General features: G+C 64.7%; 17 protein-coding genes and 2 tRNA genes. 8 read left to right on the top strand and 11 right to left on the bottom strand.

What is annotated here, in order from left to right; translation table 11 throughout:
• Positions 1-14: 14 nt before the first annotated feature.
• The 4 genes from ihpA to AB7531_RS20065 are packed head-to-tail and all read left to right on the top strand — an operon-like array spanning position 15 to position 6,451.
• Positions 15-1,289, top strand: a complete 1,275-nt coding sequence (gene ihpA, locus AB7531_RS20080; RefSeq protein WP_063982965.1) for a divalent metal ion exporter subunit IhpA — start codon at positions 15-17, stop codon at positions 1,287-1,289.
• Positions 1,286-2,263 (top strand): divalent metal ion exporter adaptor subunit IhpB, encoded by a 978-nt coding sequence (ihpB, locus tag AB7531_RS20075; RefSeq protein WP_063982964.1) that lies wholly within the window; start codon positions 1,286-1,288, stop codon positions 2,261-2,263. The genes ihpA and ihpB overlap by 4 nt, the downstream gene beginning before the upstream one ends.
• Positions 2,256-5,474 (top strand): efflux RND transporter permease subunit, encoded by a 3,219-nt coding sequence (locus tag AB7531_RS20070; RefSeq protein WP_063982963.1) that lies wholly within the window; start codon positions 2,256-2,258, stop codon positions 5,472-5,474. Before ihpB ends, AB7531_RS20070 begins: the two co-directional genes overlap by 8 nt.
• A gap of 2 nt (positions 5,475-5,476) precedes the next feature.
• Positions 5,477-6,451, top strand: a complete 975-nt coding sequence (locus AB7531_RS20065) for a cation diffusion facilitator family transporter (protein WP_166342025.1) — start codon at positions 5,477-5,479, stop codon at positions 6,449-6,451.
• A 127-nt stretch (positions 6,452-6,578) separates the two neighbouring features.
• Here AB7531_RS20065 and AB7531_RS20060 read toward each other — a convergent pair whose 3' ends face one another.
• Entirely contained in the window at positions 6,579-7,439 is an 861-nt protein-coding gene (locus AB7531_RS20060) for a class I SAM-dependent methyltransferase (RefSeq protein ID WP_063982961.1), read from the bottom strand.
• Between the two features lie 180 nt (positions 7,440-7,619).
• A complete protein-coding gene (locus AB7531_RS20055; RefSeq protein ID WP_014494837.1) occupies positions 7,620-7,811 on the bottom strand; it encodes a hypothetical protein in 192 nt (63 codons plus the stop codon).
• 433 nt (positions 7,812-8,244) lie between these two features.
• Between AB7531_RS20055 and AB7531_RS20050 the strand changes: the two genes are divergently transcribed.
• A tRNA-Val gene (locus tag AB7531_RS20050) sits at positions 8,245-8,321 on the top strand.
• Positions 8,322-8,413: 92 nt separating this feature from the next.
• Here the strand turns inward: AB7531_RS20050 and AB7531_RS20045 are convergent.
• The 6 genes from AB7531_RS20045 to AB7531_RS20020 all read right to left on the bottom strand — a co-directional run bounded on the left by AB7531_RS20045 (position 8,414) and on the right by AB7531_RS20020 (position 16,017).
• Positions 8,414-8,812 carry a GFA family protein gene (locus AB7531_RS20045; RefSeq protein ID WP_063982960.1) on the bottom strand — a complete coding sequence of 133 codons (399 nt, stop codon included), beginning with the start codon at positions 8,810-8,812 and terminating at the stop codon, positions 8,414-8,416.
• 70 nt (positions 8,813-8,882) lie between these two features.
• The gene (lon, locus tag AB7531_RS20040) at positions 8,883-11,306 is read right to left on the bottom strand and encodes an endopeptidase La (protein WP_063982959.1); all 2,424 of its coding nucleotides are present in this window, start codon (positions 11,304-11,306) and stop codon (positions 8,883-8,885) included.
• Positions 11,307-11,630: 324 nt separating this feature from the next.
• Positions 11,631-12,902, bottom strand: coding sequence for an ATP-dependent Clp protease ATP-binding subunit ClpX (clpX, locus tag AB7531_RS20035; protein ID WP_014494834.1), 1,272 nt, complete (start codon positions 12,900-12,902; stop codon positions 11,631-11,633).
• A gap of 461 nt (positions 12,903-13,363) precedes the next feature.
• Positions 13,364-13,996, bottom strand: coding sequence for an ATP-dependent Clp protease proteolytic subunit (locus AB7531_RS20030; RefSeq protein ID WP_063982958.1), 633 nt, complete (start codon positions 13,994-13,996; stop codon positions 13,364-13,366).
• 400 nt (positions 13,997-14,396) lie between these two features.
• Positions 14,397-15,758 carry a trigger factor gene (tig, locus tag AB7531_RS20025; protein ID WP_063982957.1) on the bottom strand — a complete coding sequence of 454 codons (1,362 nt, stop codon included), beginning with the start codon at positions 15,756-15,758 and terminating at the stop codon, positions 14,397-14,399.
• Positions 15,759-15,932: 174 nt separating this feature from the next.
• A tRNA-Leu gene (locus AB7531_RS20020) sits at positions 15,933-16,017 on the bottom strand.
• 154 nt (positions 16,018-16,171) lie between these two features.
• On the opposite strand from AB7531_RS20020, the gene AB7531_RS20015 reads away from it, so the two are divergent.
• Positions 16,172-17,500, top strand: coding sequence for a multicopper oxidase family protein (locus AB7531_RS20015; RefSeq protein WP_063982956.1), 1,329 nt, complete (start codon positions 16,172-16,174; stop codon positions 17,498-17,500).
• A gap of 4 nt (positions 17,501-17,504) precedes the next feature.
• On the opposite strand, the gene AB7531_RS20010 is transcribed toward AB7531_RS20015, so the two are convergent.
• Together AB7531_RS20010 and AB7531_RS20005 are read right to left on the bottom strand one after the other, a co-directional pair.
• Positions 17,505-17,942 carry a GNAT family N-acetyltransferase gene (locus AB7531_RS20010; protein WP_063982955.1) on the bottom strand — a complete coding sequence of 146 codons (438 nt, stop codon included), beginning with the start codon at positions 17,940-17,942 and terminating at the stop codon, positions 17,505-17,507.
• Positions 17,942-19,441 carry a bifunctional ADP-dependent NAD(P)H-hydrate dehydratase/NAD(P)H-hydrate epimerase gene (locus tag AB7531_RS20005; protein ID WP_063982954.1) on the bottom strand — a complete coding sequence of 500 codons (1,500 nt, stop codon included), beginning with the start codon at positions 19,439-19,441 and terminating at the stop codon, positions 17,942-17,944. Before AB7531_RS20005 ends, AB7531_RS20010 begins: the two co-directional genes overlap by 1 nt.
• A gap of 383 nt (positions 19,442-19,824) precedes the next feature.
• Here AB7531_RS20005 and AB7531_RS20000 point away from each other — a divergent pair, with 383 nt between their 5' ends.
• Positions 19,825-20,163, top strand: coding sequence for a P-II family nitrogen regulator (locus AB7531_RS20000; RefSeq protein ID WP_007603495.1), 339 nt, complete (start codon positions 19,825-19,827; stop codon positions 20,161-20,163).
• A 152-nt stretch (positions 20,164-20,315) separates the two neighbouring features.
• Entirely contained in the window at positions 20,316-21,725 is a 1,410-nt protein-coding gene (gene glnA / locus AB7531_RS19995; RefSeq protein WP_063982953.1) for a type I glutamate--ammonia ligase, read from the top strand.
• A 114-nt stretch (positions 21,726-21,839) separates the two neighbouring features.
• On the opposite strand, the gene AB7531_RS19990 is transcribed toward glnA, so the two are convergent.
• Positions 21,840-22,976: an asparaginase gene (locus AB7531_RS19990; protein ID WP_063982952.1), complete on the bottom strand. Its 1,137-nt coding sequence runs from the start codon at positions 22,974-22,976 to the stop codon at positions 21,840-21,842.
• Between the last annotated feature and the right edge of the window lie 14 nt (positions 22,977-22,990).

Genomic DNA, 22,990 nt, shown 5'->3' with positions numbered 1-22,990 from the left:
CACAGGTCACCTTCATGTCTTGCAGACGGACTGCCGCGCGCCTGGCGTGCGCGATGGCGATTTTCGTCAGCCCCTGGCTGACGCAGCACACGCACGCCCAGACGCTGACGATGCGGAGCGCGCTGTCGCGCGCGCTGGCCGCGAGCCCGCGGCTCACCGCGGCAGAGCGCGACGTCGGCATCGCCACGGGGCAGCGCATCCAGGCCGGCGCGCTGCTCAATCCGGAGCTGTCCTATGAGCAGGACAATTCGTTCGGGTCGGGCATCTATCGCGGCACGAGATCGGCCGAGACCACGCTCCAGATCAGCCAGGCCTTCGAGCTGTTCGGCAAGCGTGATGCGCGGATCGCCGCAGGCGCCGCCGGCATCGAGGTGGCCGCGATCCAGCGCAAGGCGGTCAGGCTGGAGGTGCTGTCGGAGACTGCGATCGCCTTCCTCAGCGTGCTCGGCGCGCAGCGGCGCATCCAGATCCTCGACGAGCAGATCGCCGCGATCGACCGGCTGACGCCGCTGCTGCGCCGCCGCGTCGAGGCCGGCGCCTCCTCGCCGGCCGAGACCGGCCGCGCCGAGGTGGCGTCCGCCCTGGTGAAGGCCGACCGCGAACGCTTCAAGGCAACGCTGGCGAGCGCCCGGCGCGAGCTTGCGGTGCTGATGGGGGATCCCGCGGCAAAATTCGGCGAGGTCTCCGGCCGGCTCGACACCACGGGAAAGACGCCGACGTTCCAGTCGGTCGTCGCCGCCATCGATGCCAATCCGCAGCTGGTGCGCTGGACCGCGGTCTATGCCCAGCGCAACGCCGAGCTGTTGATGGCGCGCTTAAGGCCCTATCCCGACGCGCGGATCGCGGCGGGATGGCGCCATTTCAACGAGACCAATGACGACGCGGTGCGCCTCACCGTCTCGGTGCCGATTCCCGTGTTCGACCAGAACCAGGGCAACATCCTCTCGGCGCAGGAAAGCCTCGCCAAGACCAGGGCGGAGCGCGAGGCCAACCGCAACACGCTGATCGTTGTCGCCGGCCGCGCCTACGACTCGCTCCAGGGCTCGCTGCGCGAGCTCGCGGTGCTGCGCGAGACCGCGATTCCGAAAGCCACGGAAGCCTCCGAAGCGATCGCGCAGGGCTACGGCCAGGGCCGCTTCTCGCTGCTCGAAGTGCTCGACGCCCAGGCGAGCGTCACCCAGGCGCGGCTGCGCGAGCAGGAGGCGCTGCAGAACTTCCATGCCGGCGTTGCGACCATCGAAGGCCTCGTCGGCAATCCCTTTGCGCTGGCCCGGGAGAGCGCGCGATGAAAACATCCTCCACCATCGTCATTGCCATCCTTGCCGCAGCACTCGGCGCTTACGGCTATTCCCTGCTCGCCCCTGCCGGGGTCACGCACACCGAGCATGCCGAGCATTCCGAACAGAAGAAGCCGAACGACCATGTCGAGCAGGACGAGCACGGCGCCGACCGCATCCGCATCTCCGACGTCAAGCTGGCGGCCGCCGGTGTCACGCTGGCGGAGGCCGGGAGTGCGACGCTGACCGATACGCTGTCCTTCAACGGCATCTTGCGCGCCAACCAGGAAGCCGTCGTGCAGGTGACGCCGCGCTTTCCGGGGGTCGCCAAATCGATCCAGAAGCGCATCGGCGACAGGGTCGGCAAGGACGATCTGCTCGCCGCGATCGAGAGCAACCAGAGCCTCACCGTCTACGAGCTGAAGGCGCCGATCGCCGGCACCATCATCGAGCGGCAGATCTCGCTCGGCGAATACGCCTCCGAGCAGAAGCCGGCCTTCGTGGTGGCCGACCTCTCGACGATCTGGGTCGACCTGTCGATCTACCGGCAGGACCTCCGGCGCGTCCGCCTCAACGACGAGGTGCTGATCGATCCCGACGACGGCCGCGGCGAGATCAAGGGCACGATCTCCTACATGGCGCCGATCGGCAGCAGCGAGACCCAGACCGCGCTCGCCCGCGTGGTGCTGCCAAATCCGGACGGACGCCTGCGTCCCGGTCTGTTCGTCACGGCGCGGCTGATCCTCGCCGCGCGCAACGTCGCGGTCGCCGTGCGCCGAAGTGCGATCCAGACGCTGGAGAACAGGACCATTGTGTTCGTCCGCGAGGACGGCGACAAGATCGAGGCGCGTCCCGTGGAGCTCGGGGATTCCGATCCGCGCCATGTCGAGATCAAGGCGGGTCTTTCGGCCGGCGAGCATTACGTCGCGGAGAATAGTTTTGTCGTGAAGGCGGAGATGGGCAAGGGCGAGGCGGAACATGATTGAGCGCCTCATCGCCGTCTCGCTTCAACAGCGCTGGCTGGTCCTTGTGCTCGCGCTCGGCGCCGTCGCTTTCGGAGCGTGGAATTTCCAGCGCCTGCCGATCGATGCTGTCCCTGACATCACCAACGTCCAGGTCCAGATCAACACCCGCGCGCCCGGCTACTCGCCGCTCGAAACCGAGCAGCGCATCACCTTCCCCGTCGAGACCGCGATGGGCGGCCTGCCGAAGCTCGATTACACCCGCTCGCTGTCGCGCTACGGCCTGAGCCAGGTGACGGTCGTGTTCAAGGACGGCACCGACATCTATTTTGCCCGCCAGCTCGTGGGCGAGCGCATCCAGCAGGTGAAGGATCAGCTTCCGGCGGGCGTCGAGGTCGCGATGGGCCCGGTCTCGACCGGCCTGGGCGAAATCTTCATGTACACCGTCGAGGCAAAGGCGGGCGCGAAGACGCAAGGCGGTCACGACTATTCGCTGACCGATCTGCGCACCGTGCAGGACTGGATCATCCGGCCGCAGCTTCGCAACGTGCCCGGGGTGATCGAGGTCAACACCATCGGCGGGTTCGAGCGGCAGTTCCACGTGCTGCCGGACCCCGGCAAGCTGATGGCCTACCGGCTCGGCTTTCGCGACGTCATGACGGCGCTCGCCGCCAACAACGCCAATGTCGGCGCCGGCTATATCGAACGCAACGGCGAGCAGTATCTCGTGCGCTCCCCGGGCCAGGTCGGCAACATCAGCGAGATCCAGGACATCGTGATCGGCTCGCGGGGCGGCAATCCCGTCAGGATCAGGGATGTCGCCACCGTCAAGGAAGGCCGAGACCTCCGCACGGGAGCGGCGACGCGCGACGGCGAGGAAACCGTGCTCGGCACCGCCATGCTGCTGATCGGCGAGAACAGCCGCAGCGTGGCGCGCCGCGTCGCAGCCCGTCTCGACGAGATCGCCAAATCGCTGCCCGACGGCGTCGTGACCCGGACCGTCTACGACCGCACCCATCTGGTCGAGGCCACCATCCGCACGGTCGAAAACAACCTCCTGGAAGGTGCGGCCCTGGTCGTGGCCGTGCTGTTCCTGATCCTCGGAAACATCCGCGCCGCGCTCGTGGTGGCCTGCGTCATTCCGCTCTCCATGGCCATGACGATCACCGGCATGGTCGAAACAAAAGTCAGCGCGAACCTGATGAGCCTGGGGGCGATCGATTTCGGCATCATCGTCGACGGCGCCGTAATCATCGTCGAGAACTGCCTGCGCATGCTCGCTGAGGCGCAGCGCCAGAAGGGCGGGCTGCTCTCCACCCCCGAACGGCTGCGCGCGATCCTGCGCGGGTCGCGCGAGGTCATCAAGCCGAGCTTGTTCGGAACGCTGATCATTGCCGTTGTCTACCTGCCCGTGCTGACGCTGACCGGCGTCGAGGGCAAGATGTTCACGCCGATGGCGCTGACCGTGCTGATGGCACTCGGCGCCGCGGTGCTGTTCTCCATCACCTTCGTGCCGGCGGCGGTTGCCATCTTCGTCACCGGCAAGGTGTCCGAACACGAAAACCTGTTCATGCGGGTGGCGAAGCGCATTTATCTCCCCCTGCTCCGCCTCGCGATCGACAATCGGGTCGCGGTCACCGTCATGGCCGCCGTCATCGTGATCGCAAGCGGCATTGCCGCCGCGCGCATGGGCGGCGAGTTCATCCCGAGCCTGGACGAAGGCGACGTCGCGCTGGCCTCGATCCGGATTCCCGGCACCAGCCTCACGCAGTCGCTGGATCTGCAAAAGGCGCTGGAAAAGCGCATCAAGGAGATTCCCGAGGTGAAGGAATTCTTCACCCGCATCGGCACCGCCGAGATCGCGACCGACCCGATGTCGCCGGCGCAAACAGACGGCTACATCATGCTGAAGCCGCGCGCGGAATGGCCCGACCCGGGCAAGCCGAAATCGGAGGTGATCGAGGCCATCGACCACGCCGCCGACGACATTCCCGGCAGTGCCTATGAAATCTCCCAGCCGATCCAGTTCCGTGTCAACGAGCTGATCTCCGGCGTGCGCAGCGACGTCGGTATCAAGGTCTTCGGCGACGACCTCGACATCCTCCAGGGCGCCGCAAAGCAGGTCGAGGCCGCAATCCGCGGCATCCGCGGCGCCAGCGACGTCAAGATCGAGCAGGTCTCGGGCCTGCCGATCCTCACCGTCCGGCTCGACCGCCAGGCGCTCGCCCGCTACGGGCTCAGCATCGGCGAGGTACAGGGCATCGTCGAGATCGCGGTCGGTGGCAAATCGGCAGGCAAGCTGTTCGAGGGCGACCGCCGTTTCGACATCGTCGTGCGCCTGCCGGAACATCTGCGCGGCAATCTCGACGCGATCCGGGCCATCCCGATCCCGCTGCCGCCGAGCGAGGAAGCAGCAGGCGGCACCGCCGTTCGAACAGCGCTGACCGCCTCTCCCCTTGCCCAGATGCGCTATGTCCCGCTGTCGTCGGTCGCAACCGTCGATGCGACGCCCGGTCCCAACCAGATCAGCCGTGAGAACGGCAAGCGGCGCATCGTCGTCACCGCCAATGTCCGCGCGCGCGATCTCGGTTCCTTCGTGAGCGAGGCGGAAGCCGCCGTCGCCGAGAAGGTCAAGCTGCCGCCCGGCTACTGGATCGGCTGGGGCGGACAGTTCGAGCAGCTGGTCTCCGCCACTAAGCGGCTGATGATCGTGGTACCGGTGGCGCTCCTGCTGGTGTTCCTGCTGCTGTTCATGGGCATGGGATCGGCGGCGGATGCGGCTCTGGTGTTCTCCGGCGTGCCGCTGGCGTTGACGGGCGGCGTCGCGGCGCTTCTGCTGCGCGAAATCCCGCTGTCGATCAGCGCCGGTGTCGGCTTCATCGCATTGTCGGGCGTGGCCGTTCTCAACGGCCTCGTCATCATCGCCTTCATCGAGCGGCTGCGCAGCGAGGGGCGCCCCGTTGCCGACGCGGTGCGCGAGGGTGCGCTGACGCGGCTGCGCCCGGTGCTGATGACCGCGCTGGTCGCCTCCCTCGGCTTCGTGCCGATGGCGCTCGCCACCGGCGCCGGCGCCGAGGTGCAGCGTCCGCTGGCGACCGTGGTGATCGGCGGCATCATCTCCTCGACCGTGCTGACGCTGCTGGTGCTGCCGGCGCTCTATGCGCTGTTCCGGCGTGACGCGGACACCGAAACGCCTACAATGGCGCCTGATTTGGCGGCGTCCGGGGAGCGCTAGATTTGGGCAGCCACGACCATCACGGTCATCACCACCATGATCATGCCGGCCACGGGCATGATCACAGGCATAACCACGGTTCTGGCCACGCGCATGTCCATGCGCCCGCCAATTTCGGCACGGCATTCGCGATCGGCATTTCGCTCAACACCGCGCTGGTCGTGGCCGAGGCGATCTACGGCTATATCGGCAACTCCACCGCGCTCCTCGCTGATGCCGGCCATAATCTCAGCGACGTGCTCGGCCTGGTCGTGGCCTGGTGCGCATCGATCGCGGCACGGCGCGCGCCGAGCGGCCGCTTCACCTATGGCTTTCGCGCCTCCACCATCCTGGCGGCACTTGCGAATGCGGTGTTCCTGCTGGTCGCGACCGGCGCGATCGGCTGGGAGGCGATCTTGCGGCTGCGCGAGCCGGAGCCGGTCGCAGGCGTCACCGTGATGGTGGTCGCCGGTATCGGCATCCTCATCAACGGTTTTACCGCCATGCTGTTCGCGCGCGGACGCAAGGACGACATCAACATCGAGGGCGCCTATCTGCACATGGCGGCCGACGCAGCGGTCTCGCTTGGCGTCGTGATCTCGGCGGCGCTGATCATCTGGACCGGCTGGCTCTGGCTCGATCCCGTCACCAGCCTCGTCATCTGCGCCACCATCCTCTGGAGCACCACCAGCCTGCTGCGCGGCTCCATCGACATGTCGATGGCTGCGGCGCCCAGGGGCACCGACATCGCCGCGATCAGGATCTTTCTGCTGGAGCGGCCCGGCGTCTCGGGAATCCACGACCTCCACGTCTGGCCGATCTCGACCACCGAGACGGCACTGACCTGCCATCTCGTCATGCCCACCGGAGCCGGCGATGCATTCCTGATGGAGACGGCGCAGATGCTGAGGGCGTCCTTCCGCATCGGCCACACCACGCTCCAGATCGAGACGCATCCGGATAACGGGTGCGCACTGGCGCCGGATGATGTGGTGTAATGGGCACAACGCCTCCCCATCGTCATTGCGAGCGAAGCGAAGCAATCCAGACTGTCTCCGACGAGGCAGTCTGGATTGCTTCGTCGCATCGCTCCTCGCAATGACGACGTGGAGAGAGAGCGGCGCCTTACGCCGCCTTCGCCGTCACGATCCAGATCGCGCCCCGCAGCGCTACGCTTTGTCCCTTCATGAACGGCGCCAGCATCTCGCGGATCGAGGCTTTTGCGGCCTCGTACGTCTCCGGCGGATGGCCCTGGAGCGCGCGGCTGGCCGGGCCGATCTGGAGCGCGCCGTCCACGGCGGCATCGAGCCCGCCGCCGATGGCGACATCCATCGCGAGATTGTGCGGCTCCATCGCCACGTCCACGAAGCCCGCGCCCTTGAGGATGCGCATCACGCGCTCTTCCGAGGCGAAGGCGAACGGGCCCGGCTCCTCCGGCCCGACCGGCGGCATCTTCGGGACATGTTTGTAGACCGCCATCAGCGGCGCCATCATCCACGGGTTTTCCTTCGGCTCGCGCCAGCAGGCGAAGGCGAGCCGTCCGGTCGGCTTCAGCGCGCGGCGGAGGTTGGTGAAGGACGCAATGGGATCGGCGAAGAACATCACGCCGAAGCGCGATGCCAGCAGGTCAAAGCTCGCCGGCTCGAACGGATGCACCGTCGCATCCGCCAGCACGAAATCGAGCGGCAGGCCTTTTGGCGCAAACGCGCGCGCCTGCGACAGCATGGGATCGGAGACGTCGAGGCCGAGCGCGAAGCCATCAGGCGCGACAGCCTTCGCGAACGCGAACGTCGTCGCGCCGGAGCCGCAGCCGACATCGAGCACGCGCTCGCCCGGCTTCGGCCTAGCACGATCGATCAGCACGTCGGCGATGGGTCCGAGCAGGCTCTCCTGGGCAGCGTGCCGATCGGCCCAGCGCTGCCCGCTCGGACCGTTCCAATAAGCGATCTGGTCGGCATTCTCTGCGTGTCCGCTTGGCTGTTCCATGGATCCCCTCCGGCAGCTTGGTCGAAAGACCCCGATGCCGAAAAGCAAGGACGCCGTCAACTGAGGCGGCCTGTTCGGTCCACCTGTCAGCGAGACGTTCTTGCGTTCACGCCGCACGACACGGCGTCAGAGGTTGACGGACCGCCGAGGTCTTCAACTGCCGACCTGCGCTACGCCGGATCATTCGGCCGCGAGCGAAACTCCGGTTCGCTTGGCGAGGACGCGGCGAAAGTCGGCTGCCAGCTCGTCGTAATAGTTGGCAAGCTCCTCGTAGAAGGCCCGACCGGCCTCATCAGGAGCTTCTTGAGCCGCTTTCATGCAGTGGGCGGCTTTCGACTCGTACCTTTCCAGCTTGATGCGAAGATCACTCATCACGCCGATACTCCACGCTGCCACAGGGAGCCGTAACGTTGGTTCGGATGGCGATCAAAAAGATGACCGAAAAAGGGCAATTTTGGACCCTTGGAGGGCGGCTCGTGGGCGTCCGATGCCAGGCGCAACGAGGCAGGACAGCCGCCAGCGGCCAAATCGGCGCGCCGTCAGCCGGGACTACCAAATTGGAATGATCGAGCCGCGGCGGCTCATGCGTCGCGCTTCGCGCAAACACGCCCGGCAACAATGTCGGTAGATGAGGTCCAGCAGAGCACACATTGGCGACCCCTCCATCGTGAATTGCGGTGGACATTGGCCGACTCGCGGGCGGACGCCTGTGACAATCATCACAAAGGCGATCTTGCTCGAGCCCTGTTTGCGATGCGTTCGGGCCTTGCTCGAACACCCGCGGGAGGGCTAAAGAGGCGCCTTGGGGCGGTTAGCTCAGCTGGTTAGAGCATCTCGTTTACACCGAGAGGGTCCGCGGTTCGAATCCGTGACCGCCCACCAGCCTGCGCTCGCGCAGCGACGCAGGCTGCCACGCCGAATGCCAACGGGCGAAGGCGGGCTTTTTGCGGCGAGCTTCGGCTTGGCAATCCAGCCTAATCCTGCGGTCGGCCCGGCAGCAACGGCACCGTGTCGATCCACACCGCCGCCGACTGGCACCAGATCTGCCTGACGGGCCGCAATTTGTCGCGCTGGCGGATTGAGCCCCAGCGGATGCCCCAATCGTCAGCCTGGTCGCCCTCGCCGCTGGTGAACAGCGGGGAACCGCAGTCGGCGCAGAAGTGCTGGAAGCGCATCCGGCCGTTGTCGCCGCGCTTGCCGTAGACTTTTGGCGTGCCGCTGGTCAGCCTGACGTCGGCCTTGGTGCAGATCGCGGTCACCCGGAACGGCGATCCCGTCAGGCAGTCGCGGCAATGGCAGACCGACACCGTCTCGGGGTCAATCTCGGCCTCAAAGGTGATCTGCCCGCAATGGCACTGCCCGTCGATCTGCATCGCCCTGATCCCCTGCCCCCAAAACAAAAACGGCGCCCGAAGGCGCCGTTTTATCATCTTTCGCTGAACCTCAGTGAGCGGTCAGTCCGCCGGCGGCCTCGTCCCCGTCCGGCTTCACCGTCACCTTGGTGTCCTCTTCCCAGACGATCGGCACCGGCTTCTTCACCAGCGCCTTGGCGACGACGTCGTCCAGTCGCGACACCGGGATGATCTCCATGCCGCCCTTGATCGCATCGGAAATCTCCGTGAGATCCTTGGCGTTGTCCTCGGGGATCAGCACCATCTTGATGCCGCCGCGGGCAGCAGCCAGCAGCTTCTCCTTCAGGCCGCCGATCGGCAGCACACGGCCGCGCAGCGTGATCTCGCCGGTCATCGCGACATCGTGGCGGACCGGAATGCCGGTCATGACCGAGATGATCGCGGTGGCCATTGCCACGCCCGCCGACGGACCGTCCTTCGGCGTCGCGCCTTCCGGCACGTGCACGTGGATGTCGCGCCGGTCGAACAGCGGCGGCTCGATGCCGTAGACGATCGCACGCGAGCGCACGTAGGACGCCGCCGCCGAGATCGATTCCTTCATCACGTCGCGCAGATTGCCCGTGACCGTCATCTTGCCCTTGCCGGGCATCATGACGCCTTCGATGGTCAAGAGCTCACCGCCGACATCGGTCCATGCAAGGCCCGTGACGATGCCAACCTGCGGCTCGCTCTCGATCTCGCCGTAGCGGTACTTCGGCACGCCCAGAAGCTCTTCCAGAGTCTTCTCGGTGACCTTGACCGACTTCTTCTTGGAGATCATCAGCTCCTTCACCGCCTTGCGGGCGAGTGTGGAGAGCTCACGCTCCAGATTACGCACGCCCGCTTCGCGGGTGTAGCGGCGGATCAACAGCAGCAGCGCGTCGTCGTCGATCGAGAACTCCTTGGAGTCCAGGCCGTGCTTGGACACCGCGTTCGGGATCAGATGCTTGCGCGCGATCTCGACCTTCTCGTTCTCGGTGTAGCCCGCGATCCGGATGATCTCCATGCGGTCCATCAGCGGCCCCGGAATATTGAGCGTATTCGCGGTCGTGATGAACATCACATTGGACAGATCGTAGTCGACCTCGAGGTAGTGGTCGTTGAAGGTCCCATTCTGCTCGGGGTCGAGGACCTCGAGCAGCGCCGAAGACGGATCGCCGCGGAAATCGGCGCCCATCTTGTCGATCTCGTCCAGCAGGAACAGCGGATTGGACGACTTCGCCTTCCGCATCGACTGGATGATCTTGCCGGGCATCGAACCGATATAGGTGCGGCGATGACCGCGGATCTCGGCCTCGTCGCGCACGCCGCCGAGCGAGACGCGCACGAACTCACGTCCGGTCGCCTTCGCGATCGACTTGCCGAGCGAGGTCTTGCCGACGCCGGGCGGTCCGACGAGGCACAGGATCGGGCCCGTCAGCTTGTTGGCGCGCGACTGCACCGCGAGATACTCGACGATACGGTCCTTGACCTTCTCCAGCCCGTAGTGATCGGCATCCAGAACCGCCTGCGCCGATTCCAGATCCTTCTTCACCTTGGACTTCTTGTTCCACGGGATCGACAGCAGCCAATCCAGATAGTTGCGCACGACGGTCGCTTCCGCGGACATCGGCGACATCTGGCGCAGCTTCTTCAACTCATGCTGCGCCTTCTCGCGCGCTTCCTTGGAGAGCTTGGTCTTGGAGATCTTCTCTTCGAGATCGGCGAGTTCGTCGCGACCGTCGTCGTCGCCGAGCTCCTTCTGGATCGCCTTCATCTGCTCGTTGAGATAATACTCGCGCTGGGTCTTCTCCATCTGGCGCTTGACGCGCGAGCGGATGCGCTTCTCGACCTGCAGCACCGAGATCTCGCTCTCCATCAGGCCCAGCACCTTCTCGAGGCGCGTGGTGACCGACAGCGTCTCCAGGATTTGCTGGCGATCCGCAATCTTGACGGCGAGATGCGAGGCAACGGTGTCGGCGAGCTTGGCGAAATCGGTGATCGCCTGCACGACCCCGACGACCTCGGCCGAGATCTTCTTGTTGAGCTTCACATAGCTTTCGAAATCGGACACGACCGAGCGCGACAGTGCCTCCGCCTCGACCGACTTCGCATCGGTGTCGGCGAGCGCAATCGCGGTCGCTTCGTAGTACTCGCTGCGATCGGTGTATTTCTGCACGCGCGCACGCTCGAGCCCTTCGACCAGCACCTTCACGGTGCCGTCGGGAAGCTTCAAGAGCTGAAGCACGCTGGCGAGCGTACCGGTCTCGTAAATGGCATCGGGCGCCGGATCATCGTCGGACGCGTTCTTCTGCGTCGCGAGCATGATCAGCGCGTCGTTCTTCATCACCTCTTCGAGCGCGCGGATCGACTTCTCGCGACCGACGAAGAGCGGAACGATCATGTGCGGGAAGACGACGATGTCGCGCAGCGGCAGCACGGGATAGGCGTGCGTTTCGCCATGGACGATGGTTGGCCGGGGTTTTGGATTAGTCATGGCCTTTTCCTTTTGCTTTGCCCCCTTGCACGCAGCCCGCCATGCTCATGCGCAACCGCCACAAGGTGCCGAGGTGATCCAGAAAACCGGCCTACCATTCGAAGGTTGGACCGGGCTTGCCGGATCGGAACTGAGGCGAATCTTGAAGAGAATTCTCGCTCGCCGCCGACATTAGGTGGCTATCGACCGGGGGGGTGTCAAGTCATTGAAAGACGCGCGCCATCAGGCGCTTACGCACGCGTATAAGCGACGCAACATCGGCTGCGGAGAACCATTCCGCAGCCGCTACTATCAAAGACGATTGGAGCGTTCCAGCGCCGAAAATCAGGCGCTGGCGTTCTCGACGGCGCGATCGGACCGATCGGCGTAGATGTAGAGCGGACGGGCCGTACCTTCCACGACTTCGCGCGAAATCACGACTTCTTCCACACCTTCCAGGCCCGGCAGGTCGAACATGGTCTCGAGCAGGATCGCCTCGAGGATCGAACGCAGACCACGCGCGCCGGTCTTGCGCTCGATCGCCTTGCGGGCGACCGCGCCAAGCGCCTCGTCGGCGAAGGTCAGCTCGATGTTCTCCATCTCGAACAGCCGCTGGTACTGTTTCACCAGCGCGTTCTTCGGCTCGGTGAGGATCTTCTTCAGCGAGGTCTCGTCCAGATCCTCGAGCGTCGCCACGACCGGCAGACGGCCGACGAATTCGGGGATGAGACCGTACTTCAGGAGGTCCTCAGGCTCGACGTGGCGGAAGATCTCGCCGGTACGGCGATCCTCCGGCGCGAGCACCTGGGCGGCGAAGCCGATCGAGGTCGACCGCCCGCGCGCCGAGATGATCTTCTCGAGGCCGGCGAACGCACCGCCGCAGATGAACAGGATGTTGGTGGTATCCACCTGCAGGAACTCCTGCTGCGGATGCTTGCGGCCGCCCTGCGGCGGGACCGAAGCCACCGTGCCCTCCATGATCTTCAGCAGCGCCTGCTGCACGCCCTCACCCGACACGTCGCGCGTGATCGAGGGATTGTCAGACTTGCGGCTAATCTTGTCGATTTCGTCGATGTAGACGATGCCGCGCTGGGCGCGCTCGACATTGTAGTCGGCGGCCTGGAGCAGCTTCAGGATGATGTTCTCGACGTCCTCACCGACATAGCCGGCTTCGGTCAGCGTCGTTGCGTCGGCCATCGTGAACGGCACGTCCAGGATGCGGGCGAGCGTCTGCGCGAGCAGCGTCTTGCCCGAACCGGTCGGACCGATCAGCAGGATGTTCGACTTCGCGAGCTCGACGTCGTTGTGCTTGGTCTGGTGGTTGAGGCGCTTGTAGTGATTGTGCACCGCGACCGACAGGACCTTCTTCGCATGGCTCTGGCCGATGACGTAATCGTCCAGGACCTTGCAGATTTCCTTCGGCGTCGGAATGCCGTCGCGCGACTTCACGAGCGAGGATTTGTTCTCCTCGCGGATGATGTCCATGCAGAGCTCAACGCACTCGTCGCAGATGAAGACCGTGGGACCCGCGATCAGTTTGCGGACTTCGTGCTGGCTCTTGCCGCAGAACGAGCAATACAGCGTGTTCTTGGAGTCGCTCGTGCCGACCTTACTCATTCATGTCTCCGTCCGCGGTTCGATCCCGCTCCGCTCGATCGCTCCATTCCGGCACGCATGCCGTATGAAGTTCAAATAGAGCAAATTCCGTACCAAAAAAGACCCTACGCGTTACATCCCGTGCGAATCACGGTCACTCGACTCTCCGCGATCATAGCCGATCAATCGTAGCCAACCATGCTGTCACCCGACTATCAAGAATTCGCTAATCGAGGGGGCGCTGGCTACCCGTGACAATACCGTGATTTCACGTCTTGGCACGGACGAAGTGATCGAAATCGCCCCGGAGTTGCTGGATTGCCACGAAAAACAAGCACGAAAGCGGAACTTTCTGCCTGTCGCGGGGCGCAAGACTGTTTTTTGCGCCGCCGCGTAGTGCGCCGTTAACGTGAACGTCGCCCTGACGATCTCGAGAAATCCCGATAGGTATTCCAGGGATCGATGTTGCAGCCCCGTTCGCGTTACTGCGGTTTCGCCGCCGGCTCTTCGGCGCGCTTGTCGATGACCCTGTCGACCAGGCCGAACTCCTTGGCGTCGTTCGCGGTCAGGAACTTATCGCGCTCCAGCGCGTCCTCGATCGTCTTGTAGGTCTGACCGGTGTGCTTCACGTAGATCTCGTTGAGCCGCTTCTTCAGGTTCAGGATTTCCTGCGCGTGCAGCATGATGTCGGTGGCCTGGCCCTGGAAGCCGCCGGAGGGCTGATGCACCATGATGCGCGCGTTCGGCAGCGAGAAGCGCATGTCCTTCTCGCCGGCGCAGAGCAGCAGCGAGCCCATCGAGGCGGCCTGGCCCGTGCACAGCGTCGAGACCGGCGGGCGGATGAACTGCATGGTGTCGTAGATCGCGAGGCCCGACGTCACCACGCCGCCCGGCGAGTTGATGTACATCGAGATTTCCTTCTTCGGATTTTCCGCTTCAAGGAACAGGAGCTGCGCGACCACCAGCGTCGACATGCCGTCCTCGACCGGCCCGGTCAGGAAAATGATGCGCTCCTTCAACAGGCGCGAGAAGATGTCGTAGGCGCGCTCGCCACGGTTGGTCTGCTCGACCACCATGGGCACGAGGTTCATGTAGGTTTCAACCGGATCGCGCATGAGTCACCTAGGGTTTTAGGAGGCGGACATTGCCAGTCTTGGCTGCCAGTTTAGCTGGATCTGCCGGAAGGCCGATGGACGCCAGTGATGCAGGAAGTGGGTAGAGGTAGAACGCTTGGTATAAGACTTGGGTACAGGGCGTACCGACAGATATAGCCCAATTCGCGCCAGACAAGTGCGGAGCGAATTAAGGCTTAGTCCACCGGGCACTTGAAGCTGATTCTCGCAAACAGGCCCAGCCAGCCAGATGGCTAGCCGAGCCCCTTTGATGATCATCCTTAATGGAAGGCTTTCCTAGAGCCCCGTTCCGATTGAATCGGAACGGGGCTCTAGATTCTAGTTTGACGCGTTTTCTTTACGCGAACCGGTATCCACTTCGCTCGAAAACGCTCTAGAGCCTTCAGGCTGCGGTCTTTTCCGCGTCCTCGTCCTTGTACAGGTCCTCGCGCGAGACCTTCTTCTCGGTCACGTTGGCGAGCTCGAGGATGAAGTCGACGACCTTGTCCTCGTAGATCGGTGCACGAAGCTGGGCCAACGCCTGGGCGTTGCTGCGGTAATAGTCCCAGACTTCCTTCTCGCGGCCCGGCATCGAGCGAGCGCGCTCGATCACGGCGCGGCCGACCTCGTCGTCGGTCACGGTGATCTTGTTCTTCTCGCCGATCTCGGACAGCACGAGGCCGAGCCGAACGCGGCGGTCGGCGATCTTGCGGTACTCGTCCTTGGCCTTGTCTTCGGTGGTATCCTCGTCCGCGAAGGTCTTGCCGGCCGAATCCATCTCGGCCTTGACCGAGTTCCACATCAGATTGAACTCCTCGTCGACGAGCGACGGCGGCGCTTCGAAGCGATGCGCCTCGTCGAGGCGGTCGAGCAGCGCACGCTTGACGCGCTGGCGCGTCGCGCCGGCGAACTCGGCAGCCAGACGCTCGCGCGCGGCTTCCTTCAGCTTGTCCAGCGATTCGAGGCCCAGCGTCTTGGCGAACTCGTCATCGATCGCGACGTCCTGCGGCGCCTCGATCGAGGTCGCGGTGGTCTCGAACTCGGCCGGCTGGCCGGCGAGCTTGTCGTTCATGTAGTTCTTGGGGAACGACACTTTCAGCGTGCGCGTCTCGCCCGCGCCGATGCCGGTGAGCTGCTCCTCGAAGCCGGGGATGAAGGTATTGGAACCGATCGCTACCTGGATGCCCTCGCCGGTGCCGCCCTCGAAGACTTCGCCGTTGATGGTGCCCTTGAAGTTGATGGTGACGCGGTCGCCCGACTCGGCCTTGGCGCCCTCGGCCTTGGCCGCATAGCCGCGGTTGCTGTCGGCGATGCGCTTGATGGCTTCGTCGACATCGGTGTCGGACACGTCAGCGACGGGCTTCTCGACCTGGAAGCTCTTGAAGTCGGCGAGCGCGATCGCGGGCACCACTTCGATCGCGACCGTGTAGGTCAGATCGGTCTTGCCGTTGAGCAGTTCCTCGACCTCGGCCTGCTCGCTCGGCATGGTGATCTTCGGCTCGGTCGCAAGCTTGAAGCCACGGTCGGAGAACAGCTGCGTGTTGGTGTCGCGGATGGTCTGGTCGATGGTCTCGGCCATCACCGAGCGGCCATAGACCTTCTTCAGGTGAGCGACCGGCACCTTGCCGGGGCGGAAGCCGTTGATGCGGACCTTGTCCTTGAGATCGACGAGTTTGGCACCAGCCTTGGCGTCGAGATCAGACGCGGGAACGCTGATCTTGAACTCGTGCTTCAAACCTTCCGAGAGGGTTTCTGTGACCTGCATGGCGTCCAATCTTCTTCTCGCTCGGCCCCGGCACGCATGCGTCGGGACGCTGTCATTAATCGAACCGGCGCGAGGCAAGACGCCTCAACGCCGGTGGTTCATCGGACCACTTCCGCCGGAAACACTCCGTGAGGAAGCAGCCCTTCGGTAATCCGTGCAAACGCTGAAAGCGCTTGGTGCGGGCGGAGGGACTCGAACCCCCACAACTTTCGTCACTGGAACCTAAATCCAGCGCGTCTACCAGTTCCGCCACGCCCGCGTGAATTTGCATCAAGACCGGCCGCGATGCCGCGGGCGGCCGGGCTTATAGCATGTGCCTGACTGTTCGCAGCAAAAAAATGGCCCGATAGAGACAGGCTTTAAGTAGGCGCGACGGCTGGACTTATCCAGCGCTTCATGGTCCGCATCGAGCCATGAAAACGCGGATCTCTGACCCGACCCGGCGTGAGGTTTTGGCCGGACTTGGAGCTGGACTTGCAGCCGGACTTGGAGCCCCCGCAGCCGGGTTGATCGCCGGCGGCGCAAGCCCCGCTGTCACCGCCCAGCTTGCCCTGCAGGCAAGGCCGGCAACCCTGGCGCTCAGGCCGGGTCAGCCGGCGACACCGATCTGGGAGCTGGCCGCCGTAAGCCATATCGGCAACGTCCGTCTCAAGCGAGGCGACCGCTGCGAGGTGGTCTTTCGGAACGACCTGCCTGTCCCGCTTGCGCCAGTCTGGTACGGCCTGAATGGCCCGGCCGCGGCCGACCCGTTGCGAGGGCGTACGCCGACCGCGCCGGATGTGACCGAAACCTCAATTGTTTCAATACCAAATGCAGGAACTCTGGCAGCCGACTTCCGCCTCTTCGAAGACGGTCTGAAGCTGCCCGCGCGCCCGCTTCCGATCATCGCCGGCGAGACAAATCGCGTCGCCGTCGACCGCGACGAGGTCTTGTTGATCGAGGAATGGCGGCTACGGCCCGATGGGACCGCGCTTCCGCCCGGCCGCGCCCCCGGGGACACGACACCGCTCTTTACCCTCAATGGCCGGACTTCATTCGAACTCTCAGCCGCAGCCGGCGAGCGGCTGCGGCTGCGCTTTATCAACGGCTCGCAACGTTCTGTTCTGGCGATCAAATTGGAAGGCCACGAGGTCCAGGTGATGGCCCTGGACGGACAGCCGGCCGAGCCATTCCCGGCGCGCAACGGCGCCCTGGTGCTCGCCCCCGGCGCACGCGCCGACGCCTTCGTGGATGCGGCCACATCGGCCCCATTCCTGTTGCATGACGGCAAGGAGGCGCGCCAGCTCGGGAGCCTCACGATATCAGGCAGGCTCGAGCGGCGCGCGCCGCTGTTGCCGCCACAGCCGCTCCCCCCGAACGACCTCCCCGAGAAGCTCGACCTCAAAGGCGCCCTGCGGTTCGATGTCGCGCTCGGCGCGCCCGAGGCCGGCTGGGCACGGCCTGCAAGCTTCTCCGTCTCCTCCAATCCCGCCTTCCGCGCCAGGACCGGCCGCACTGTCGTGCTGGCCCTCAAGAACCCCGGACCGGTCACGACCGTGTTTCACCTGCACGGCCACCATTTCCGCCTGCTCGACAAGCTCGACGACGGCTGGAAACCCTATTGGCTCGACACGCTCGCAATCGAGCCCGGCCAGACCCAGCGGATCGCATTCGCGGCGACCTCACCCGGACGCTGGCTGATTGAAGCCGTCGTGACCGACTGGGCCGCGCCGCGGCTGGTGCGCTGGTACGCGGTGGAGTGACCGGCTACCGCCCCGTCCAGAGGTAGCGAGCATCAGGCTCCCGCTCCTCGTTCCGCGCCCCGTCGGTCTGCTCAACCAGTGCGAACCCGCGCGCCTCATAGAAGCGCCGCGCCGGCGCGTTGCGCTCGAAGGTCCAGAGCTCCAGCTGGTCGCTGGCCCGCTTGGCGACATCGAGGAGTTCTGTGCCGACGCCGCGCCCCTGGGCGGCGGGAAGCACATAGAGCTGCTCGACCCAACCTTCGCGGAAGGCGATGATCCCGCTCAGGACGCCATCATCGAACCGTCCCCACACACGGCACGTCGTGAAAACGCGCTCGCGGTAGAACCAGCTGTCCTCGTCAGGTGTGTGCAGCCCAACGAGCCACGGCATCGCCCGGTCAAACGCAATCCGATGGACCTGCGCGGCCTCGCCCATGTCGGTGAGTGCGAGCAGCCTGAGCACTAATACTCCACCCCGAGCGCATTATAGATCCGCCGGTGCACGGCCGGCAGCGTCTCGGTCAGGTCCTCCGCGATCAGGCCGGGCCCCGCCTCGCTTCCCGCCTCGCCATGCATCCAGACGCCGATGCTGGCGGCTTCGAACGCCGGCACGCCCTGCGCCAGAAGTCCTGCGATGATGCCGGCGAGCACGTCGCCGGCGCCGGCGGTGGCGAGCCAGGGCGGCGCGTTGGCGGCGATGGTGGCGCGCCCGTCGGGCGCGGCGATGGTGGTATCCGGCCCCTTCAGCAGCACGACCGCACCACAGCGCTCGGCGGCGGCGCGGACTCGCTCCAGCTTCGAGCGGCCCGGATGTTTGTTGCTGAGGTCGGAGAACAGGCGCGGAAATTCACCCTCGTGCGGCGTCAGCACGACCGCACTGTCCTCAGAGGACTTGATCGATTCAAACAGCCGCTCGGGGTTTGCGGCAAAGCTCGTCAGCGCATCCGCGTCCAGCACCAGATGCCGCTGCGCGTGAAGCGCCGTGTGGACCAGATCGCAGGTGCGATCGCCGACGCCCGCGCCGGGTCCGATCAGGCAGGTGTTGTAGCGTTTGTCGCCGAGCAACGCGCCGAATTCGACCGCTGTGTCGCAGGCGCGAACCATCACCGCGGTGAGCGCGCTGGCATTGATCGCGAGCGCATCGCGCGGGGTCGCCAGCGTCACGAGGCCCGCTCCGGCCCGCAAAGCCCCACGGGCGGCGAGCCGCGCTGCGCCGGTCGCGGCGGCATCGCCCGAGACCGCCAGCACGTGGCCCCGTGCGTATTTATGGCCGTCGATGCGCGGCACCGGAAAGGCGGTGCCCCAGAAATCCGGATCGTTCTCGAAGGTCCGCGGCGCGATCTCGTCCAGCACCTGTGCGTCGATGCCGATGTCGGCGACGCGCACGTGGCCGCAATGCATACGGCCGGGCAGCAGCAAATGCGCCGGCTTCTTGCGGAAGAAGGTGACGGTCTCGGTGGCGTTCACCGCCGCGCCCATCACAGCTGCGCTGGTGCCGTTGATGCCGCTCGGCAGGTCGACCGCGAGCACCGGGGCGCCGTTGGCGTTGATCGCTTCGATCATCGCATGCGCCTCGCCGTCGACCGGGCGACTGAGGCCCGCGCCGAACAGCGCATCGATGATCAGCGCGGGCTTGCCGATCGCCTGCGGATTGAACGGCAGCACCGGGTGCTTCCAGCCGCGCGCCGCGGAGGCCGCGTCACCCTGGAGCTGGTCGCGCTCGCACATCAGGATCACCGAGACGTCGCGCCCTTGCGCGGCGAGCTCGGCGGCTGCGACAAAACCGTCGCCGCCATTGTTGCCGGGACCGGCCACGATCAGGATCGGCCCCTCCTCCACCAGCGCATTGGCGGCCTCCGCGACCGCCTGCCCCGCGCTGAGCATCAGCTTGAAGCCGGGCGTGCCTGCCGCAATACTGAGCTGGTCGGCGCGCTGCATTTCAGCGTTGGTCAGAACTTCCATGCCACTTCCCTGGTCCAAACGCCTTTTCAACAGGCACGTTCCGTACAGACCCACCTGGCAGAACAACGATTTGCACAGATATTGAACCGATTGCCTATTTCGTAGTCTGCGGTATTTTGAGCCAGTCGGCTCCACCTATCAGAGATGCGCGTTAAAAGGCTGATAACGCTCCAATAATCAGGGCATTTGCAACTTGGCATAGACCCTGCTTTCGAGGAAGCCGCTTCGGTTCGTCGTGCTCACTGGCAATCTATCAGGGTGTGGCCGGCCGTTGTTGCCGGGCTGGTCAGGCATCCCGGCATAGCGAAGACAAGATCGTGCGTTAAGAAAAGCGCATCCTGACGAAGACGTTGCTATTTGATCGAAAGGCCGGGAGGCGCGCAGTGAAGAAAATCGAAGCCATCATCAAGCCATTCAAGCTCGACGAGGTGAAGGAAGCGCTTCAGGAAGTCGGCCTGCAAGGCATCACCGTGACCGAGGCCAAGGGCTTTGGCCGGCAGAAGGGCCACGCCGAGCTTTACCGCGGCGCAGAATACATCGTCGATTTCCTCCCCAAGGTGAAGATCGAGATCGTGATCGGCGACGACCTGGTCGAGCGCGCCATCGACGCGATCCGCCGCGCCGCGCAGACCGGGCGCATCGGCGACGGCAAGATTTTCGTCTCCAATATCGAAGAGGCGATCCGCATCCGGACCGGCGAATCCGGGCTGGACGCTATCTGAGCCGGGTGCTATCCCGCATTTTGCGACACTCCGACAAGAAAAAGGCTGCTTCGGCGGCCTGATTTTGTTTGTGCGCTCGCGCGCGAACTCGCCAAAAGCGAGAACAATCTTGCTCACCTGGAAACCGACCCGCAGAGCCAAAAGGGGTATGCATGAAGACCGCCAAAGACGTCCTGAAATCGATCAAGGACAACGACGTCAAATACGTCGACCTGCGCTTCACCGATCCGCGCGGCAAGTGGCAGCACGTGACGTTCGACATCAGCATGATCGATGAGGACATTTTCGCCGAAGGGACGATGTTCGACGGCTCCTCGATCGCCGGCTGGAAGGCGATCAACGAGTCCGACATGTGCCTGATGCCGGATCCGGTGACCGCGACGATCGACCCGTTCTTCGCCGAGACCACCATGGTCATCACCTGCGACGTGCTCGAGCCGACCACCGGCGAGCCCTACAACCGCGACCCCCGCGGCATCGCCAAGAAGGCCGAGGCCATGGTGAAGTCGATGGGCGTGGGCGACAGCGTGTTCGTCGGCCCCGAAGCCGAGTTCTTCGTGTTCGACGACGTGCGCTTCTCCGCCAACCCCTACAACACCGGCTTCCGTCTCGACTCCTCGGAGCTGCCGACCAACTCCGACACCGAATATGAAGGCGGCAATCTCGGCCACCGCGTCCGCACCAAGGGCGGCTACTTCCCGGTGCCGCCGCAGGACTCCGTGCAGGACATGCGCTCCGAAATGCTCGGCGCCATGGCCAAGATGGGCGTCAAGGTCGAGAAGCATCACCACGAAGTCGCGTCCGCCCAGCACGAGCTCGGCATGAAGTTCGACACGCTGACGCTGATGGCCGACCACATGCAGATCTACAAGTACTGCATCCACCAGGTCGCGCACATCTACGGCAAGACCGCCACCTTCATGCCGAAGCCGGTCTATGGCGACAACGGCTCGGGCATGCACGTGCACCAGTCGATCTGGAAGGACGGCAAGCCGGTGTTCGCCGGCAACAAGTACGCCGACCTGTCGGAGACCTGCCTTCACTACATCGGCGGCATCATCAAGCACGCCAAGGCGATCAACGCCTTCACCAACCCGTCGACCAACTCCTACAAGCGCCTGGTCCCGGGCTATGAGGCCCCCGTGCTGCTCGCCTACTCCGCGCGCAACCGCTCGGCCTCCTGCCGCATCCCCTACACCGCTTCGCCGAAGGCCAAGCGTGTCGAGGTGCGCTTCCCCGATCCGCTCGCCAATCCCTATCTCGGCTTCGCCGCGATGCTGATGGCCGGCCTCGACGGCATCAAGAACAAGATCGATCCGGGTCCGGCGATGGACAAGGACCTCTACGACCTGCCGAAGGAAGAGCTGAAGCAGATCCCGACGGTGTGCGGCTCGCTCCGCGAGGCGCTCGAAAACCTCGACAAGGACCGCGGCTTCCTCAAGAACGGCGGCGTGTTCGACGACGACTTCATCGACAGCTACATCGAGCTGAAGATGACCGAGGTCGAGCGCTTCGAAATGACCCCGCACCCGGTCGAGTTCGACATGTACTATTCGGGCTAAGCGGCCCAAACTCTCTGCGACAAGCAAAAGGCGCTCCGCGAGGAGCGCCTTTTCGTTTTGGGGAGTCGCAGGGTGGATTACGCTAACCCACCCTGCAGGACACGACGCGCCCAATCACCACGTTGCAGTGAAGGCGCGCTGGAGCTCGGCCGGAGCCGTAACCCCGCCCGCGATCAGCAATTGAGTGAGAACACGGGCCTTCTGCGGATTGAGGTCCTCGGACACGACGAACCCGTTCTTGTCGTCGTCAACCTCGACATTCCGGGTGACGAAGCCGGATCGGACCCGCGTCGAGCGGACGACGATGACGCCCTTCTTCGCCGCCGCTTCGAGCGCATCGAGGGCCTGCTTCGACGTGTTGCCGTCGCCGACGCCGGCCAGCACGATGCCCTTGGCGCCGTGGGAAATGGCGTCCTCGATCGGAACGGCGTCCATGTTGGCGTGCGAGTAGACGATCTCGACGCGCGGCAATTGCTCGCCTGCCGGGAGCGGATAGGTCGTGCGCTTGAAGCCGGCGGCCTGGGTCATGAAACGGATGCCGCCGGCGGTGTCGACATAGCCGATCGGGCCGTCATTGGGAGAGCTGAACGTCTCGATGCTCGTGGTGTTGGTCTTGGTGATCGAGCGGGCGCTTTGGATCTTGTCGTTCAGCACGGCCATCACGCCGCGGCCGCGAGAGCGCGGATCCGCTGCCACCTGCACCGCTTCGTACAGATTGCCGGGGCCGTCCGCACTCACCGCCGTGGCCGGACGCATCGAACCGACGATCACCACCGGCTTGTCGCTGCGCACGACATTGTCGAGAAAGAACGCGGTCTCCTCGAGCGTATCCGTGCCGTGGGTGATGAGGATTCCATCGGCTTCATTCTTGTCGAAGGCGTCCTGGATGCGGCGGGCCAGGGCAAACCAGACCTTGTCGTTCATGTCCTGGGATCCGATCGACGAAATCTGCTCGGCGTTCAGCTTCGCGAGCTTGTCCAGGCCCGGCACCGACTGCATCAACTGCTCCCCGGTAATCTGGCCGGACTTGTACGCGCCGGTCGCGCGCGCGTCGGCCTGGCCTGCGATGGTGCCTCCCGTCGCAAGCACGAGAATGCGCGGCAGGCTCGCCGCCGTCGCGTCCTTGCCCGGCTCTGCGGCCTGCGCCGCATCGATCCCCCACGACCAAAGTGCGAGGGCGACCAGCGGGACGGTGAGCATCAATGTCCGATTTCGGCGGCGGCTTGCTGGTCTGGCGGCATGCTTCGTCATCGAATTTTCCTCCC

This window comes from Bradyrhizobium sp. 63_E2_N1_3 (assembly GCF_052076005.1).
Taxonomy (GTDB): domain Bacteria; phylum Pseudomonadota; class Alphaproteobacteria; order Rhizobiales; family Xanthobacteraceae; genus Bradyrhizobium; species Bradyrhizobium barranii.
Note: the sequence above shows the minus strand (reverse complement) of the source record. Positions and strands in the feature narration are given on the sequence as shown.